16 protein-coding genes are annotated in these 17,154 nt (G+C 73.3%); 13 read left to right on the plus strand and 3 right to left on the minus strand.

All coding sequences use genetic code 11. The features are described from left to right. The 11 genes from ACEN8D_RS01620 to ACEN8D_RS01670 all read left to right on the plus strand — a co-directional run bounded on the left by ACEN8D_RS01620 (nt 1) and on the right by ACEN8D_RS01670 (nt 12,461). Nucleotides 1-768 carry an LLM class oxidoreductase gene (locus tag ACEN8D_RS01620; protein WP_495601122.1) on the plus strand — a complete coding sequence of 256 codons (768 nt, stop codon included), beginning with the start codon at nt 1-3 and terminating at the stop codon, nt 766-768. After that, nucleotides 765-2,039: an LLM class flavin-dependent oxidoreductase gene (locus ACEN8D_RS01625; RefSeq protein WP_413461556.1), complete on the plus strand. Its 1,275-nt coding sequence runs from the start codon at nt 765-767 to the stop codon at nt 2,037-2,039. The genes ACEN8D_RS01620 and ACEN8D_RS01625 overlap by 4 nt, the downstream gene beginning before the upstream one ends. A 123-nt stretch (nt 2,040-2,162) precedes the next feature. Further along, nucleotides 2,163-2,540: a carboxymuconolactone decarboxylase family protein gene (locus ACEN8D_RS01630; RefSeq protein ID WP_070418756.1), complete on the plus strand. Its 378-nt coding sequence runs from the start codon at nt 2,163-2,165 to the stop codon at nt 2,538-2,540. 31 nt (nt 2,541-2,571) lie between these two features. Beyond that, nucleotides 2,572-3,762, plus strand: coding sequence for an LLM class flavin-dependent oxidoreductase (locus ACEN8D_RS01635; RefSeq protein WP_413461557.1), 1,191 nt, complete (start codon nt 2,572-2,574; stop codon nt 3,760-3,762). Continuing rightward, entirely contained in the window at nt 3,759-5,114 is a 1,356-nt protein-coding gene (locus ACEN8D_RS01640) for an NtaA/DmoA family FMN-dependent monooxygenase (RefSeq protein WP_413398744.1), read from the plus strand. Before ACEN8D_RS01635 ends, ACEN8D_RS01640 begins: the two co-directional genes overlap by 4 nt. After that, complete coding sequence (locus ACEN8D_RS01645) at nt 5,111-6,133, plus strand: LLM class flavin-dependent oxidoreductase (protein ID WP_413398739.1); 1,023 nt, start codon at nt 5,111-5,113, stop codon at nt 6,131-6,133. The genes ACEN8D_RS01640 and ACEN8D_RS01645 overlap by 4 nt, the downstream gene beginning before the upstream one ends. After that, a complete protein-coding gene (locus ACEN8D_RS01650) occupies nt 6,130-7,179 on the plus strand; it encodes an ABC transporter permease (RefSeq protein ID WP_413398740.1) in 1,050 nt (349 codons plus the stop codon). The genes ACEN8D_RS01645 and ACEN8D_RS01650 overlap by 4 nt, the downstream gene beginning before the upstream one ends. Further along, the gene (locus ACEN8D_RS01655; RefSeq protein ID WP_071301934.1) at nt 7,176-8,066 is read left to right on the plus strand and encodes an ABC transporter permease; all 891 of its coding nucleotides are present in this window, start codon (nt 7,176-7,178) and stop codon (nt 8,064-8,066) included. Before ACEN8D_RS01650 ends, ACEN8D_RS01655 begins: the two co-directional genes overlap by 4 nt. Further along, nucleotides 8,063-9,709, plus strand: coding sequence for a dipeptide ABC transporter ATP-binding protein (locus ACEN8D_RS01660; RefSeq protein ID WP_413398741.1), 1,647 nt, complete (start codon nt 8,063-8,065; stop codon nt 9,707-9,709). The genes ACEN8D_RS01655 and ACEN8D_RS01660 overlap by 4 nt, the downstream gene beginning before the upstream one ends. Further along, on the plus strand, nt 9,706-11,328 hold the full coding sequence (locus tag ACEN8D_RS01665; RefSeq protein WP_413398742.1) for an ABC transporter substrate-binding protein: 1,623 nt from the start codon (nt 9,706-9,708) through the stop codon (nt 11,326-11,328). Before ACEN8D_RS01660 ends, ACEN8D_RS01665 begins: the two co-directional genes overlap by 4 nt. Then, nucleotides 11,325-12,461 carry an LLM class flavin-dependent oxidoreductase gene (locus tag ACEN8D_RS01670; RefSeq protein WP_413398743.1) on the plus strand — a complete coding sequence of 379 codons (1,137 nt, stop codon included), beginning with the start codon at nt 11,325-11,327 and terminating at the stop codon, nt 12,459-12,461. Before ACEN8D_RS01665 ends, ACEN8D_RS01670 begins: the two co-directional genes overlap by 4 nt. A 338-nt stretch (nt 12,462-12,799) precedes the next feature. Here the strand turns inward: ACEN8D_RS01670 and ACEN8D_RS01675 are convergent, their stop codons facing one another. From ACEN8D_RS01675 to ACEN8D_RS01685, 3 genes are read right to left on the minus strand one after another with little or no spacing between them, the layout of a single operon-like run. Then, nucleotides 12,800-13,813: a transporter substrate-binding domain-containing protein gene (locus ACEN8D_RS01675; RefSeq protein WP_495601123.1), complete on the minus strand. Its 1,014-nt coding sequence runs from the start codon at nt 13,811-13,813 to the stop codon at nt 12,800-12,802. 36 nt (nt 13,814-13,849) lie between these two features. Further along, a complete protein-coding gene (locus ACEN8D_RS01680) occupies nt 13,850-14,623 on the minus strand; it encodes an amino acid ABC transporter ATP-binding protein (protein ID WP_413461902.1) in 774 nt (257 codons plus the stop codon). After that, on the minus strand, nt 14,623-15,732 hold the full coding sequence (locus tag ACEN8D_RS01685) for an amino acid ABC transporter permease (RefSeq protein ID WP_413461901.1): 1,110 nt from the start codon (nt 15,730-15,732) through the stop codon (nt 14,623-14,625). The genes ACEN8D_RS01680 and ACEN8D_RS01685 overlap by 1 nt, the downstream gene beginning before the upstream one ends. Before the next feature lie 132 nt (nt 15,733-15,864). Between ACEN8D_RS01685 and ACEN8D_RS01690 the strand changes: the two genes are divergently transcribed. Together ACEN8D_RS01690 and ACEN8D_RS01695 are read left to right on the plus strand one after the other, a co-directional pair. After that, nucleotides 15,865-16,116, plus strand: a complete 252-nt coding sequence (locus tag ACEN8D_RS01690; RefSeq protein ID WP_071295979.1) for a DUF4287 domain-containing protein — start codon at nt 15,865-15,867, stop codon at nt 16,114-16,116. Nucleotides 16,117-16,163: 47 nt separating this feature from the next. Then, entirely contained in the window at nt 16,164-17,135 is a 972-nt protein-coding gene (locus ACEN8D_RS01695; protein ID WP_495601124.1) for a putative endonuclease domain-containing protein, read from the plus strand. Nucleotides 17,136-17,154 lie beyond the last annotated feature (19 nt).

The raw sequence follows: 17,154 nt of genomic DNA on the forward strand, positions 1-17,154 counted from the left end.
GTGACCGAGACACCAGCACCGACCATCGTCGCCGTGCCGGACGGCGACCTCGCCGCCGCCGTCGCCCGACCCGGTGGGATCGCCCGGCTCGCCGACCGGATCCGTGCCTCGGGCGCCGCGGTCGTCGCGATCGGCACCGACCGCTTCGACGCCGAACGCGGTCGTGGCCACCGGCTCGACCCGACCACCGCGGCGCTCGCCCTCGGCCGCGCACTGCCCACGCACGGGCTGCTCGTCGCCGCGGCCCCGACCCGGGAGCACCCGTACAACGTCGCCCGCCGGGTGCTGTCCCTCGACCACGTCCTGGACGCCCGGGTCGGACTCGTCGTCGGAGCGCGGGACCACGGCCTGCCGGCGACGGGGGAGCAGCACGACCCGGCCGAGTTCGCCGAGGTGGTGCGCGGCCTCTGGCGGACGTGGCCGCTCGACAGCATCGTCGGCGACCGCGAGGCCGGCCGGTTCGCCGACACGACCCGGATCCTCCCGCTCGACCACGACGGCGGGCCGGACGGGTACCGGGTCCGGGGGCCGTTGACGACGCCGTCGAGCCGGCAGGGCGAGCCCGTCCTCGCGGTCTGGCACGACGTCGCACACGAGGGTGCCGACCTGGTGCTCGGCGGGGCCGCGCGCCCGCTCGTCCCGTTGCCGGGCGAGGCCGGTGCGTCGGGGCCGAGCCGCGCCTCCCGGACCCCGACCGGCCCCGGTGCCCACCGGCGGACGCTGCGCGACCTGCTCGGTCTGCCGGTCCCCGCGCCGGTCGGCGCATGAGCGCCGACACCGACGCCGGGCTCGTCCTCGGCGTCAACCTGCAGGGCTTCGGCCAGCGACCGGCGGCCTGGCGGACCCAGGACGTCGAGCCGACCGACCTGCTCACCGTCGGGTTCTGGGAGGACCTCGGCCGGACCGCCGAACGCGGGCTGCTGGACATGGTGTTCTTCGCGGACCACCCCGCGCTCGGCGACCCCAACGTCCGCGCGTACGGGCTGCTCGAGCCGTTCGTGGCGCTCGGGGCGATCGCCGCCGCGACCACGCACCTCGGACTCGTCGGGACGGCGTCGACGACCTACAACGACCCGGTCGACCTCGCCGAGCGGCTCCTGTCCCTCGACACGGTCTCCGGCGGCCGCGTGGCGTGGAACGCCGTGACGACCTACGACCGGTCGGTGTCGGCGAACTTCGGCGTCGCGACGAACCCGGAGCGACCCGAGCGGTACGCCCGTGCCGGCGAGGTCGTCGACCTCGTGCAGGCGCTCTGGCGGTCCGCCGCCACCGGGCTGCCCGTCGACCACCACGGCGAGTTCACCGAGTTCGCGGGAGCGATCACCGTCCCGCCGTCGGCGCAGGGACACCCGGTGGTGTTCCAAGCCGGGGGATCGCCGCACGGACGGGACCTCGCCGCGCGCGTCGCCGAGGGCGTGTTCGCCGTCGAGCTGACGCCCGAGCCCGCCCGGGAGCACTACCGCGCCGTCAAGCAGGCGGCCCGGACGTACGGCCGGCGGGCGGCCGACGTGGCGATCGTCCCGGGGCTGTCGCTCGTGCTCGGCAGCACCGAGGCCGAGGCGCAGCAGCGGTTCGACGAGCTCGAGGCACTCGCCCCGGACGGCTACTCCCTGCGGGCGCTCGGGACGCACCTCGACGCCGACCTCACCGACCTCGACCCGGACGCGCCGGTCCCCGCGGCGATCCTCGACCGCGAGGTGGACCCCGTCACCTACGGCCCCTCGCTCGGGTACCACGAGACCGTCGTGCGCTGGGTCCGCGCGCACAACACGTCCCTGCGAGAGGTCCTGCGCGGCTTCGGCGGGTACGGCGCCCGGATCGTCGTCGGCACGCCGGAGCAGGCCGCCGACACCATCGAGGAGTGGTACCGGACCGGGGCCGCCGACGGCTTCAACCTGATGATCGACGAGTTCCCGCGCGGCCTCGAGACCGTGGTCGACGAGCTCGTCCCGATCCTGCAGCGGCGCGGTGTGTTCCACCGCGAGTACGAGGACGTCACGTTGCGCGGGCGGCTCGGGGCGCGGGCGCGCGGGCTGTAGGGCGCCCGCCGCGTGACGCCGTGTGACGTGGCGACCAGGCCCGCCGCGTCACACGGGGCAACGCCCGGTCACGCTCCGCAACACCCGTCGTGCCCGGGCCCGGTCGGTCATAGCGTCGCCACCATGACCGACTACCTCGACCGCGAGCACGACAAGACCTTCACGAAGGTCTACAAGCAGCAGACCCCGGACATCCTCTCGGCCTTCGTGCAGTTCGACGAGTCGGTGTTCCGGGCCGAGGGTCGCGAGATCCCGCTGAAGTACCGGGAGCTCATCGCACTGGCGGTCGGCATCACCACGCAGTGCGTCTACTGCATCGACGGCCACAGCCAGCGCGCGGTCACGGCCGGCGCGAACGAGGCCGAGCTCGCCGAGGCCGCCTGGGTCGCCACCGCCATCCGCGCCGGCGGCGGGTTCGCCCACGGCCGCCTCGGCTTCAAGTTCGGCGCCGACGCCGCGGCTCCCTCCGACTCCGCGACCTCCGCGTCGCACCAGCACTGACCACCGACCACACCCGACGGAAGCGCACCCCATGCCCGACCGCATCACCCTCATCACCGCGCTGCAGGGCGCCGGCTGGCACCCCGCCGCCTGGCGCACCGCCGGCCCCGCGGCGCAGCGCCTCACCAGCCTCCGGCACTGGCGCGACGTCGTCGTGGAGCAGGACCGCCTCGGCGTCGACGCCGTCACGATCGAGGACTCCTTCACCGCCGGTCCGGTGGACGCGGCGGGCGACCTCGACACGAGCACGGTCGTCGGCCGCCTCGACGCCCTCCTCGTCGCGAACGCGGTCGCCCCCGCGACGCGCGCGCTCGGTCTGGTGCCGACCGTCTCGGTGACGCACACCGAACCGTTCCACGTCGCCACGGGCCTCCAGACCCTCGACCACGTCTCGCAGGGGCGAGCCGGGTGGCGGATCCAGGTGAGCCCGACGGCCCGCGAGGCAGCGCTCTTCGGGCGCCGTCCCGGCGGCGACGAGGCGTCCGTCCTCTTCGACGAGGCGCGCGAGGTCGCCGAGGTCGTCTCGCGACTCTGGGACAGCTGGGACGACGACGCGATCATCCGCGACGTGACCACCGGCCGGTTCATCGACCGCGACCGCATCCACAACGCCGCGTTCGCGGGGTCCTTCGTCTCGGTCCACGGCGCGTCGATCGTGCCGCGGTCGCCGCAGGGCCGTCCGCCGGTCTTCTCGCTGGCTCACCGCGCCGACGCGGCCGCGTTCGCGGTGGACGCTGCGGACGTCGTGCTCGTCACGCCCGGGTACGACGGACGGGAGGCGCGGGACCTGTTGGACGAGGTCCGTCACCTCGAGCAGGTGGCCCGCTCGGACGTCCGTCGTCCGGTCCTCGCCGACCTCGCGGTGCTCATCGGGCCGTCGTCGGCCGCCGCCGCCGACGCGCTGGCCTCGCTCGACACGGCTGCCGGTGCCCCGTACGCGTCGACGTCCGACACGTCCGTGCTGGCGACGACCGTGCCCGAGCTCGTGACGCTCATCGGGGACCTGCGGGACCTCGGGTTCGCCGGTGTCCGACTCCGCCCGCTGCGCATCCCGCTCGACTCCACGGCGATCGCCCGCGAGCTCGTCCCCGCGCTCGTCACGGCCGGCCTCCGTGCCGACGTGGCCTCGCGTCCCACCGCCGACCTGCGCACGCGGCTCGGCATCGCCCCGGCGGTCAGCCGGTACGCGTCCGCATCCGCCCCCGTGGAGGTCTCAGCATGAGCGCCAAGCGTCAGGTCCACCTCGCCGCCCACTTCCCGGGCGTCAACAACACCACGATCTGGAGCGACGACCGGGCCGAGAGCCAGATCGCGTTCTCGTCGTTCGAGCACTTCGCCCGGAACGCCGAGCGCGGGCTGTTCGACTACCTGTTCCTCGCCGAGGGCCTGCGGCTCCGCGAGCAGAAGGGGCGCATCCACGACCTCGACGTCGTCGGGCGCCCGAACACGCTCGCGGTCCTCGCCGCCCTCGCCGGGGTCACCGAGCACATCGGGCTCGTCGGCACGCTGCAGACCACGTTCAACGAGCCGCTCGAACTCGCGAAGCAGCTCGCGACGCTCGACCACCTCACCGACGGACGCGCCGGCTGGAACGTCGTGACCAGCTCGGACGCCTTCCACGGCGCGAACTTCCGTCGTGGCGGGTTCCTGGACCACGCCGACCGGTACACGCGGGCGGCGGAGTTCATCGAGCTGTCCCGCGAGCTCTGGGACTCGTGGGAGTCCGACGCCGTCGTGGCCTCGGGCGTGTTCGCCGACCGCTCCCGGATCCGCGACGTCGACCACCACGGGCCGCAGTTCGACGTGACCGGGACGTTCCCGGTGCCCCGGAGCCCGCAGGGGCACCCGGTGGTCGTGCAGGCCGGCGACTCCGACGAGGGGCGCGACCTCGCTGCGGCGCACGCCGAGGTGATCTTCTCGCTGCACACCGAGTTCGACGACACGAAGTCCTACTACGACGACATCACGGCGCGCCTCGAGCGCGTCGGCCGCTCGAAGGACGAGCTGCACATCCTGCCCGCGTCGACCTTCGTCCTCGGAGACACCGCCGCGGACGCCGCCGAGCGGGCCCGGGCGATCCAGCGCGCCCAGGTCAGCCCGGCAACGGCGATCGCGTTCCTCGAGCAGGTGTGGAACCGCGACCTGTCCGGGTACGACGTGGACGGCCCGCTGCCCGACGTCGAGCCGGACCTCGAGGGCGCCGCGATCACCCGCGGCCGCGCACGGCACACCCGCGACGTGCCGGCGCTCGTGCGGTCGTGGCGCGACCGCGCCGAGGCCGAGCACCTGTCCATCCGTGAGCTCGTCATCGCGGTGTCGACGCGCGGCGGGTTCGTCGGGACGCCCTCGCACATCGCGGCCGAGATCGACCGCTACGTCCAGGAACGTGCGACGGACGGGTTCGTCGTGGTCCCGCACACCAACCCGTACGGCCTCGACGAGTTCGTCGACACGGTCGTCCCGCTGCTGCAGGAGCGCGGCGTCTACCGGGAGTCCTACACCGAGGGCGCGACGCTCCGTGAGACGCTCGGTCTGCCCGGGACCATCCGGGACCGCCGGGGAGTGCTCGCGTGACGGTGCGCAGCCTGTCGATCCTCGTGCCGGGGAACTTCGCGGACGACGCACCCGTCGACGGCCTCGAGGCCACGCTCGACCTCTTCGCCACGGCGGAGCGGCTCGGCGTCGACGGCGCCTGGGTCCGGCACCGTCACCTCGAGCACGGCATCGGGTCGGCGGCGGTGTTCCTCGCCGCGGCCTCGCAGCGCACGAGCGCGATCGAGCTCGGGGTCGCCGTCGTGCCGATCGGGTGGGAGAGCCCGTTCCGCCTGGCCGAGGACTTCTCGCTCGCCGACGTCCTGTCGCACGGGCGGGTCCAGGTCGGGCTGTCGACCAGCGCCCCGCACGAGGACATCCTCGGCGACCTGGTGTTCGACGGCGACTGGCGCTCCTTCGACCGCGGCTACGAGCGGGTCACCCGCTTCGTCGACAACCTGCGCGGGGACTTCCTCGGCGGCGACGACACCGTCATCCAGAGCCCCGGCAACGTCCAGCGCCCGCGGCTGCAGCCGTACGCACCGGGGCTCGTCGACCGGGTCTGGTACGGCGGGGGATCGCTCCGGTCGGCCGCCTTCGCGGGCAGCGCCGGGCTCAACCTGCTCATCGGCAACCTCACCTCGGGCGAGGGCACGGACGACTACGGCACCGCCCAGCGGAACCAGCTCGCCGCCTACCGCGCCGCGCTGCCGTCCGGCCGGACACCCCGCGTCGCCTGGGGACGATGCGTCGTCCCGACCGACTCGGCCGACCGCGTCTCGCGTGAGCGCTACCGGACCTGGTACGAGTCGCGTCTCGACCGGCAGAGGGCTCCGCAGGGTCCCCGGCGCACCCTGTTCTCGGCGGACCTCGTGGGATCGGCCGAGCAGATCGTCGAGCAGCTCGTCCGGGACGCCACGCTCGCCGAGGTCGACGAGTTCCGCATCGAGCTGCCGTACGAGTTCGCCGGCGACGAGTACGAGCAGATCGTGTCGGACGTCGTGTCGAGGGTCGCGCCGGCCCTCGGGTGGGCACCAGCGCGGACGGTGGTGGCGGCGTGACCCGGTACGTGCTCTCGCGCATCGGGCAGGCGGTGCTCGTGCTCTGGGCGGCGTGGACGATCTCCTTCTTCGTCCTCTACGTCCTGCCGAGCGACCCCGCCCGGATCATGCTCGGTCCGGACGCCACCGACGTGACGCAGGCGCAGCTCGACGCGCTCCGCCACCAGTACGGACTCGACCAGCCCTTGCTCGTGCAGTACTTCCAGCACCTCGGTTCGCTGCTCACAGGCGACCTCGGCCGCTCGATCGGCGTCGGACGACCCGTCACCGAGGTCATCGGCGAGGCCGTCGGTCCCACCGCGCAGATCGCCGTCGTCGGCCTGCTGCTCGCGATCGTGTTCGGCGGCGGGCTCGCGGTCCTCGCCACGTGGACCCGCAACCGCGCCCTCGGGCAGTTCCTGCTGCAGCTGCCGCCGGTCGGTGTCGCCGTCCCGGGCTTCTGGTTCGCCCTGCTGCTCGTGCAGTGGTTCTCGTTCGGCTTGCACGTGTTCCCGGCGTTCGGCGGCGAGGGACCGTCGTCGGTCGTCCTCCCCGCGATCACCCTGGCGCTGCCGACCGGCGCGACGATCGCCCAGCTGCTGTCGAAGTCCCTGGTCGCGACGCTCCGTGAGCCGTACGTCGACACCGCGTACGCCAAGGGCGCCGGACGCTGGCGGGTGCAGCTCCGGCACGCGCTGAAGAACGCCGCGCTGCCGGCCCTCACCGTGACCGGCCTCATCGTCGGACAGCTGTTCTCCGGCACCGTCGTCACCGAGACGGTGTTCTCCCGCCCGGGCCTCGGCCGCGTCACCGCGACCGCCGTGCAGGGGCAGGACATCCCCGTCGTCCAGGGCATCGTGCTCGTTGCCGCGGCGATCTTCGTCGTCGCGAACCTCGTCGTCGACCTCGTGTACCCGCTCCTCGACCCGCGTGTCGTCCTGGCCGGGAGCCGCCGGAAGCTCCGGGAGCAGGACGGTCCGACACCGGGCGGCGGCACGGGCGACGCCGCGGGCCCCGGTGCCACCACGGGCACCACCGCCCCGACACCCCAGGGAGTCCCCGCATGACCGAGACCACGCAGCTCGCGATCGGCCGTCCCGCGTCGCTCGTCTCCGACCGCGTCCCCGGCGGCGCGACCGCACTCCGGGGCGTCGTCGCCCGGCCGACCCTCACGCTCGCCGTGCTCTGGCTCGCCCTGGTCGTCCTCGCCGCGCTGCTCCCCGGCGCCCTGACCCACCTCGACCCGCTCGCCGCGGAACCCGCCGTGAAGCTCACCGCGCCCGACGCCGCACACTGGTTCGGCACCGACCAGCTCGGCCGCGACCTCTACGCCCGCGTCGTGCACGGCACGGCGCTCACCCTGCAGGCGGCGATCCTCGCGATCCTCATCGGGCTCGTCGGCGGCTCGGTGGTCGGGCTCCTCGCCGGGTTCGTCGGCGGGGTGGTCGACACCGTGCTCATGCGCGTCGCGGACGTCCTGCTCGCCATCCCGAGCCTGCTGCTGTCGCTGACGATCGTGACCGTCCTGGGCTTCGGCACCGTGAACGTCGCGGTGGCGGTCGGCGTCGCGAGCATCGCCACCATCGCCCGGATCATGCGCTCCGAGGTCGTCCGGGTCCGCACCGCCCCGTACGTCGAGGCGGCCACGGCGAACGGGAACCGCTGGTGGCGGGTGCTGCTCGTGCACGTCCTGCCGAACGCGGCCGGCCCCGTGCTCGTCCTCGCCGCGCTCGAGTTCGGCACCGCGATCCTCGCCGTCTCCAGCCTGAGCTTCCTCGGCTACGGCGCCCAGCCGCCGGCACCGGAGTGGGGCTCGCTCGTCTCGACCGGCCGCGACTTCATCGCCACCTCGTGGTGGCTGACGACCATCCCCGGTCTCGTCATCGCGGTCACGGTCCTCGCCGGCAACCGCGTCGCCCGGGCACTCGACACCGAACGGCGGGCCGTCCGATGAGCCTCCTCAGCATCCGCGACCTCACGGTCGCGTACGGCCACGGCCGGCACGCGCGGACGGCGCTGCACGGCGTCTCCCTCGACGTCGGTCGCGGCGAGCGCGTCGCGATCGTCGGCGAGTCCGGTTCGGGCAAGTCGACGACGGCGCACGCGGTCCTCCGGCTCCTGCCCGCAGCGGCCGAGCTGACGGGAGGCACGGTGCGGCTCTCCGGGACCGCCGCCGGTTCCGCGGACCTCGACCTGGTCACCGCGTCCGACGCCGAGGTCCGTCGTGTCCGCGGCGTCCGGATCGGCTTCGTCCCGCAGGACCCGACCGTCTCGCTCAACCCCGTCACGCGCATCGGTCGGCAGGTCGCCGAGGTGCTCGAGATCCACGGCATCGCGACCGGGACCGACGCCCGCCAGCGCGCCGTGGAGGAGCTCCGTCGCGCCGGGATCGACCGTCCGGAACTGCGCGCGGAGCAGTACCCGCACGAACTCTCCGGCGGCATGCGGCAGCGGGTGCTCATCGCCATCGCACTGATCGGCGACCCGGAGCTCCTCGTCGCCGACGAGCCCACGAGCGCCCTCGACGTCACCGTGCAGCGGACGATCCTCGACCACCTCGACCGACTCGTCGCCGAGCGGGGGACGAGCGTCCTCTTCATCACGCACGACCTCGGGGTCGCCGCGGACCGGGCGGACCGGATCGTCGTGATGTCCGAGGGACGGATCGTCGAGCAGGGCACCCCCGCCGAGGTGCTCGGCGCTCCCCGCGAGGCGTACACCCGCGCGCTCATCGCCGCGGCGCCCAGTCTCGACGACGTCACCGTGTCCGTGGGGGCCGACCCGCGCCTCCCGTCCGGCAGTGACGACCCGCTCGTCGTCGCGACGGGCCTGCGGAAGTCCTTCGCCCGCGTGGCCGCCGTCGACGGCGTCGACGTGACCGTCCCGCGCGGCCGCACCCTCGCGCTGGTGGGGGAGTCCGGGTCCGGGAAGTCGACCACGGCGCGCCTCGTGCTCGGTCTCGAGCGCGCCGACGCGGGCACCGTCCGGTTCGACGGCGACGACGTGAGCGCTGCCCGCGGTGCGGCGCTGCGGGCGTACCGGCGCCGCGCGCAGATCGTGCAGCAGAACCCGTACGCGGCCCTGCACCCGCGGCTGTCGGTCGGGTCGATCATCGCCGACCCGCTCGCGGCGTTCGGGATCGGCACCCGGCGGTCGCGTGCGGCCCGTGCGGCGGAGCTGCTCGACCTCGTGGCCCTGCCGGTATCGACGGCAGGGCGGCGACCGTCGGAGCTGTCGGGCGGTCAGCGGCAGCGCGTCGCCATCGCCCGGGCGCTCGCGCTCGACCCGTCGTTCGTCGTCCTGGACGAACCGGTCTCGGCGCTCGACGTGTCCGTCCAGGCGCAGATCCTCGACCTGCTCGCGTCGCTGCAGGAGACGCTGGGCGTCTCGTACCTGTTCATCTCGCACGACCTCGCCGTCGTCCGCCGCATCGCCCACGAGGTGTCCGTCCTCCGGGGCGGGCGCCTGGTCGAGCACGGCGCTGCCGCCGAGGTCCTCCACCACCCGCAGCACGAGTACACCCGTGCCCTGCTCGACGCGATCCCCGGACGATCCTGGCGCGTCGCACCCCTCACCCCCTCCGAAGGAGTCTCATGACCATCCACCGCACCCCGATCCGTCTGGTGGTCGCGATCGCGGCCGGCACCGCGGCGGCCCTGGTGATGGCCGGCTGCTCGTCGGGCGGCAGCGCGTCGTCGTCCTCGTCGAAGCCCGTCGACGGCGGCTCGCTGACCTACGCGATAGCGAACGACCCGATCACGCTCAACCCGACCGGGACCGGCGCCGGCAACGACACCCTCGCCATCACCCGGCAGCTCGTCGACTCGCTGCTCTGGCAGGACCCGTCGGACGGCTCGCTGAAGCCCTGGCTGGCGACGAAGTACTCGGCGAACACCGACGCGACCACGTTCACGTTCGACCTGCGCTCCGGTGTGACGTTCTCCGACGGGTCGGCCTTCGACGCCACCGCCGTGAAGGACACCTTCGACGACATCGCGAAGGCCGGGGCGTCGAGCACCGCCGCCGCGTACTTCTCGGGGTACCGGGAGACGAAGGTCGTCGACGACGACACCGTCGAGGTCGACTTCACGACGCCGAACGCCGCGTTCCCGAACGCCACCGCGTCGGTCGCGCTCGGCATCGTCGCGCCGAAGACCACCGAGACGCCGTTCGAGGACCGGGCCGACGGCACGGCCGTCATCGGGACGGGGCCGTTCACGCTGTCGTCGTACACGAAGAACACCTCCACCGTCCTGACGAAGCGCAAGGACTACGACTGGGGCCCGGCCGCGCGGTCGAACACCGGCGCGGCGCACCTGTCGAAGGTGACGTTCCAGGTCGTCCCGGAGGCGAGCGTCCGCACCGGCAGCCTGCAGTCCGGCCAGCTCGACGCGATCAGCAGCGTGCAGCCGAGCGACGTCGACACGCTCGAGTCGCAGTACGAGCTCGTGACCCGCGCCAACCCCGGGCAGGTGTTCGGGCTCACGTTCAACCAGAAGCGCCCGCTCGTGTCCGACCTCGTCGTCCGCAGGGCGATCGCGCAGGCCGTCGACCCGAAGACCGTCTGGGACACGTCCCTGAACGACCTGTTCGAGGTCGCGACGTCGGTGCTCGGCTCGACCACCCCCGGGTACACCGACACCTCCTCGGCGATCTCGTACGACCCGGCCGCGGCCGAGCAGGCGCTCGACGAGGCCGGGTGGAAGACCGGCTCCGACGGCATCCGCGCGAAGGACGGCCGGAAGCTGCAGCTCAAGCTCATCTGGATCACGAACTTCGGGCCGAACCAGACCTCGCTCGAACTCATCCAGCAGGAGCTGCGGAAGGTCGGCGTCGGCCTGACCCTCGAGAGCGGCACCGTCCCGCAGTACCTCGCCAACACCACGAGCGGGGACTGGGACCTCGCGTGGGACAACAGCTCCCGCGCCGACGGTGACGTCCTCCGCTCGAAGTTCTCGAGCGACGGCGCCCAGTCGATCGGCGCCGCCGACGGCACGCTCGACGCCCTGTTCACGAAGGAGCTCTCGCAGTCGTCCGCCACCGAGCGTGCGGCCACGTTCGCGGCGATCCAGGAACGGATCGCGTCGCAGGTGGACTTCGTCCCCGTGCACGAGCTCACCAGCATCATCGCCACCACGAAGGACGTGCACGGCATCGCGTTCGGCGCGGACACCCGTCTCGACCAGCTCACCGGCGCCTGGACGGACGCAGCATGACCGCCGTCCCCCTGTCCGTCCTCGACCTCGTCCCGGTCAGCGCCGGGGCCACCGCCGCGCAGGCGCTGCACCGCACGATCGACCTCGCGCAGCACGCCGAGCGTGCCGGGTACGCCCGGTACTGGCTCGCCGAGCACCACCTCAACCCGGGTGTCGCCGGCAGCGCACCGAACATCGTGATCGGGGCCGTGGCCGCCGCGACCTCGACGATCCGCGTCGGCAGCGCGGCGACGCTGGTCGGCAACGTCCGCGGACTGCAGATCGCCGAGACCTTCGGCACGCTCGCCGCGCTGTACGGGCCGCGGATCGACCTCGGTCTCGGCCGGTCGGGCGCCCCCGCACCCGGTGCCCCGAAGCCGCCGTCGCTCGCCCCGCGCGGGGACGAGGTCGTCGACGGGCTGCTCATCCCGGCACCGTTCGACTTCCGGATCGCCCCGCGCAGCCGGTTCGCGCTGCAGGGCGAGCTGCTCGGTCGCGTGCCGGGCGACGTCGACCGGTTCGAGGGCGAACTCGACCTGATCCGGGCGCTGTTCGACGGGACCTGGTCGCACGACGGCGCGGTCGTCGAGGCGCCACCCGCCGCCGGCACCCCCGTCGAGCTCTGGATCCACGGCTCCACCGGGGGTGCGAGCGCACGGGCCGCCGGCGCGCTCGGCCTGCCCTACGGCGCGAACTACCACACGTCGCCGGGCACGGTCCTGGCGTCGGTCGAGGCGTACCGCGACGCGTTCCGCCCCGGCGTGCTCGACGCGCCGCACGTCATCGTGTCGGCGGACGTCGTCGTCGGCCGGGACACCGACGAGGCGTCCGGACTCGCCCTCGGCTACGGCCAGTGGGTGCACTCCATCCGCTCCGGTGTCGGGGCGATCGAGTACCCGACGCCCGAGTGGGCCCGGGAGCACCCGTTGGACGACGCTGCGGCGGCATCGGTCGCGGACCGCATCGCCACGCGGTTCGTCGGCGATGCGGGCACGGTCGCGGACCAGCTCGAGACGCTCCGGCGTGCCACCGGGGCGGACGAGCTCCTCGTCACGACGATCACGCACGACCACGACGCGCGGGTGCGCTCCTACGAGCTGCTCGCGGCCGAGTGGGCGCGGCGTGCCGAGCAGGCGGTGCCGGCCGCGGTCTGAGACGCGGCCGACCGACGGACGGGAGGCGCGGTGCCAGCTGGCACCGCGCCTCCCGTCCGTCGTGTGCGCGCGTCCCGCGCACGGCTGGTCGGTTGCCGACTCGGCCCGACGCGACATCGTCGTTGTCGTACGACGTCGACCGTGTCGCTGTCGTGCGTCCGCGGATGCCCGCGTGCGCAACGAGCGACGTGACTGCTGTCGTACGACGTCGACCTTGTCGCACGGCACGGCACGGCACGGCATCGCACCGCACCGCACCGCGCCGCGCCCCGAGGGCACGCGCGACGACACCCCCGCGGCCAGATCGGCCACGGGGGTGTCGGACAGCGCGTGCCGGATCAGCTGGCGTCGAGCGGCAGGCCCTCCGGATTGAGCTCGGACTGCTTCACAGCCTCGTTCGACAGGTTGTAGGCCGTGAGCCACTTGGCGTACGTGCCGTCGTCGATGAGCTCGTTGATGGCCTCCTGGACCGGCTTCGCGAGCCCGTCGCCCTTCTTGGTGGTCGCCGCGATGAGCCCCTGCAGGTCGGCGCCGGCACCCGAGTACGTGCCCGCGGTCGTCGTCGCCTTCGCCGTCCCCGCGTTCTGCTTGTTCTGGTAGGCGATCGTCGGGTTCGGGCCGAGGTAGCCGTCGACCTTGCCGGACTGCACGGCGAGGAGCTTCGCGTTCGCGTCCGGGTAGTACTTCACCGTGATGGTCTTGCCCTGCTCCGCGAGGTCGGCCTTCCACCCGAGCAGGATCTTCTCCTGGTTCGTGCCGGAGTCCGTGGCGATCGTCTTGCCGGCGAGCACGGACGGATCTCCGTCGAACCGCAGGGAGCTGCCCTCCTTCACCTGCAGCGCGAGGTTGTCCTGGCGGTACGAGGCGAAGTCGTACTTCTCCTTGCGCTGCTCCGTCACGGTGATGTTCGACAGGCCGACGTCGACCGATCCGCCGTCGATGCCGACGAACAGGTTGTCCCACGTGGCGTTCTTCACCTGGGGCTCGAGGCCGAGCTTCGCCGCGACGAGACGGCCGAGGTCGGGCTCGGAGCCGGTCAGCGTCTTCTGGTCGTCGCCGGTGAAGGCGAGGGGCGGGTACCCGGACGGCAGGGCCCCGATGCCGATGACGAGCTTGCCGGACTGCTTGACGTCGGCGGGGAGCTCGTCGTGGAGCTTCGAGTCCTCCTGCACGGAGACCTTCGTCTCGGTCGCGGCGCCGTTCGAGGCGGCGCCGATCGTGACGGTGCCGTCGTCCGGGCCGGTGCCGGCGCTGGCGTTCGCGGCGCAGCCGGCGAGGGCGACGACGACGCCGGTGGCGAGGACGAGGGCGCCGGCACGGTGCCGCCAGCGGGAGGGGGTGATCGGGGACATGGTTCTCCAGGGGTCGGGTCGGAACGGGTGGGGAGTTCAGCGGACGCGGGACAGGAAGTCGCGCGTGCGGGGGTGCTGCGGGTCGTCGATGAGCTGCGCCGGCGGGCCCTGCTCGACGATGCGGCCGTGGTCGAGGAAGACGACGTGGTCGGCGACCTCGCGGGCGAAGGCGACCTCGTGCGTGACGATGACGAGCGTCGTGCCGGACTCGGCGAGGTCCGCGATCACGCCGAGCACCTCGCCGACCAGTTCGGGGTCGAGGGCAGAGGTCGGTTCGTCCAGCAGGACCACCGAGGGCTCGAGCGCCAGCGCCCGGGCGATCGCCACGCGCTGCTGCTGCCCGCCGGAGAGCTGGCGCGGGCGGGTGGCGCCGCGGTCGCCGAGGCCGACGCGTTCGAGCAGCGTCTGGGCCCGGGCCCTCGCGGTGGCGGCGGGGACACCGGCGGCGATCGGGCCCTCGGCCACGTTCTCGAGCGCGGTGAGGTGCGGGAACAGGTTGAAGTGCTGGAACACGAACCCGATCCGGGAGCGCTGCCGCAGGATCAGGCGCTCGGGCAGCTCCTTGTAGCGGGGGACCCCGTCGCGCCCGGTCCGCACCCGGACGCCGATGGTCTCGCCGCCGACGGTGACGACACCGCGGTCGAGGGGTTCGAGGTGGTTGATCGCGCGCAGCAGCGTGGACTTGCCGGACCCGGACGGGCCGAGGATCACGGTGACGCTCCCGGACGGCAGCGACAGGTCGACGCCGTCGATGACGACGTTCTCGCCGAAGGCCTTCACAGCGCCGTGGATGCCGATGGTGGCGCTCATCAGATGTCCTTCCCGTCGTTCTGGCCGGACGCGACCACGCGGTTGGCGGCGAGCACCTGTGCAGCGCGTGCCGACGAGGAGGGGCGATCCGCGCCTCCTGGGCCTCCCCGGCCGCGCCCGGCACCGCGGCGCACCGCGGACCGGAGCCGCTGGAACGGCGTCGGCGGGAGGGCGCGGACCGAGCCGCGCGCCGTCCATCGCTCGACGTAGTACTGGACGATCGACACCGCACTCGTGAGGGCGAGGTACCAGATCGTCGCGACGACGAGCAGCGGGATGATGTCCGTCGGGTACGTGCTCGACAGGTTCTGCACCACGCCGAACAGGTCGAGGAGCGACACGTAGAACAGCAGCGAGGACGCCTTGAGCAGGCCGACGATCTGGTTGACGAAGGCCGGCACGATCGAGCGGAGCGCCTGCGGCAGGATCACCCGCACGAACTGGCGGCGGCGGGGGAGCCCGAGGGCCTGCGCGGCCTCGTGCTGGCCGTGGTCGACGGCGAGCACACCGGCGCGGACGATCTCGGACGCGTAGGCGATCTCGCTGAGGCTCAGCCCGATGACGCCGATCGCCAGGTCGCTGAGGACGTTCGCGGTCGGGACCTCGAACTGCGGTCCGAACGGGACGCCGATGCCGATGGTCGGGTACAGCGACCCGAGGTTGTAGAGGAAGACGAGCACCAGGATGAGCGGCACCGAACGGAACAGCCACACGTAGCCCCAGGCGAGCCCGGACAGCACCGGGTTGCGCGAGAGCCGGCCGATCGCCACGACGATGCCGCCGGCGAAGCTGATCACCGCGCTCAGTGCCGTCGCGACGAGGGTGAGCTGCAGGCCGGTCAGGATCGCCGGGCTGAACAGCCACTTGCCGACCGCCGGCCAGCCCCACTGCTCGTTGGTGAAGAGCGTCTCGACGAAGTTCAGGAGGACCACGAGGACAACCGCCGCGGCGATCCACCGCAGCGGGTGGCGCAGCGGGACGACGGGGCGGTCGAGCGCGGCGCGGCCGGCGGCGTCGATGGTCGCGTCGGTCGGGCTTCCGGCCGTGCTTCCGGTCGGAGTTCCGGCGGGGCTTCCGGTCGGGCGCTCCGCGTCGGTGGTCTGGGTCATGTCGCGACCGTAGGAGGTGCGCCGAGGCGCGACAACGCCGCGCGAAACACATCGGCACGGGAGGGAACCCGGCGTCACACGCGAGGATCGGATGACGCTCTGTGACGCGGGACGGCGGCTATCGTGACCCCCATGACCGCACACCGCGTGACCGCACCGGAGCCCCCGGCCGACGGCAGCAAGCCGAAGGGGCCGGCGTCGTATTTCCCGAGCATCGAGAAGACCTACGGGCGTCCGGTGCAGGAGTGGCTCGACCTCGTCGCGGACCGGCTCGACGGCCAGAAGCACATGGAGGTCGTCGCCTGGCTCAAGACCGAGCACGGCATGGGACACGGGCACGCGAACGCCCTCGTCGGCTACGTGCGGAACGCCCTCGCCGACTGATCCCCGTCGCCGTCGCGGTTGTCGGTGGTGCTGCCTAGCGTGACAGCGTGGCCGAACCCGTCGACGCGTGGTGGCGCCGCCGACAGTGGTCGCGCGGCGTGGCGGTGCCCTACGCCGTGGGGGAGTTCCGTGCCGAGTGGTCCTCGTACCCGGTGCTCGTCCGGCAGTACCACCCGGAGTGGAACCACGGCGTCGTCCTCAGCCAGGTGCCACCAGCTGCCGAGGTCCTGCTGACGTGGGAGTGCGACGTCGGGCACGTGTTCGTCGCGACCCCGGGTGAGCAGCGCTCCCGTCCGGGTCGGGAACGACGCCGGTCGGTCTGGTGCCCCGAGTGCGCCGTCCAGGCCCAACCGCAGCGCTGGCCCGTGCTGCCGTCCGACTGGCCGGCCGCGGTGCCGGTCCCGCAGCGGGTCGTGCGCGTCACCGGTCGGCAGACGCTGCCCGCGGCTCCGGCTCGAGGGACCCCGGCCGGTGCTGTGGCGTCGACGCGGTCCCGCCCTCGTCGCCCGGAGCCCGGTGCACCCCGCCGGCCCCGGCCCCCGGCCGTCCCGCGGTCGATCTGCCCGAAGACGCCGCGGCTGCCCTCGGGGGAGTCGTTCACGAGCGCGTGCGCCCCGGCGACGGCCTCCGCGGTCGAGGCCGAGCTCCGGACCGCCCTCGCCGAGCGGTTCGCCTTCACGTTCGACCACTCCGCGATCCGCCTCGACCGACGGTTCTTCGACCACGTCGAGGTCTGGCCGGACATCATCCTGCCGGAGCTCCGCGTCGCGATCGAGTACGACTCCACCGGACGTCACGGTCTCGAGCACGTCGGACCCCGGCAGGAGACGGACCGCCGGAAGGACCGTGCCGTGCGCGGTGTCGGGTGGGAGGTCGTCCGCATCCGGACCGGGCGGCTGCAGGCGCTGGGGCCGTACGACCTCGAGGTCTCCGGGATCTCAGGCCGGACGATCGCCCGCCTGGCCGACACGCTGCGCGAGGTCCGCGGCGCCCTCTTCGTCGACGCGTACGCGCGCTGATCTGCGGGCGCCCGGGCGT

The organism is Curtobacterium sp. Curtsp22 (assembly GCF_059492135.1).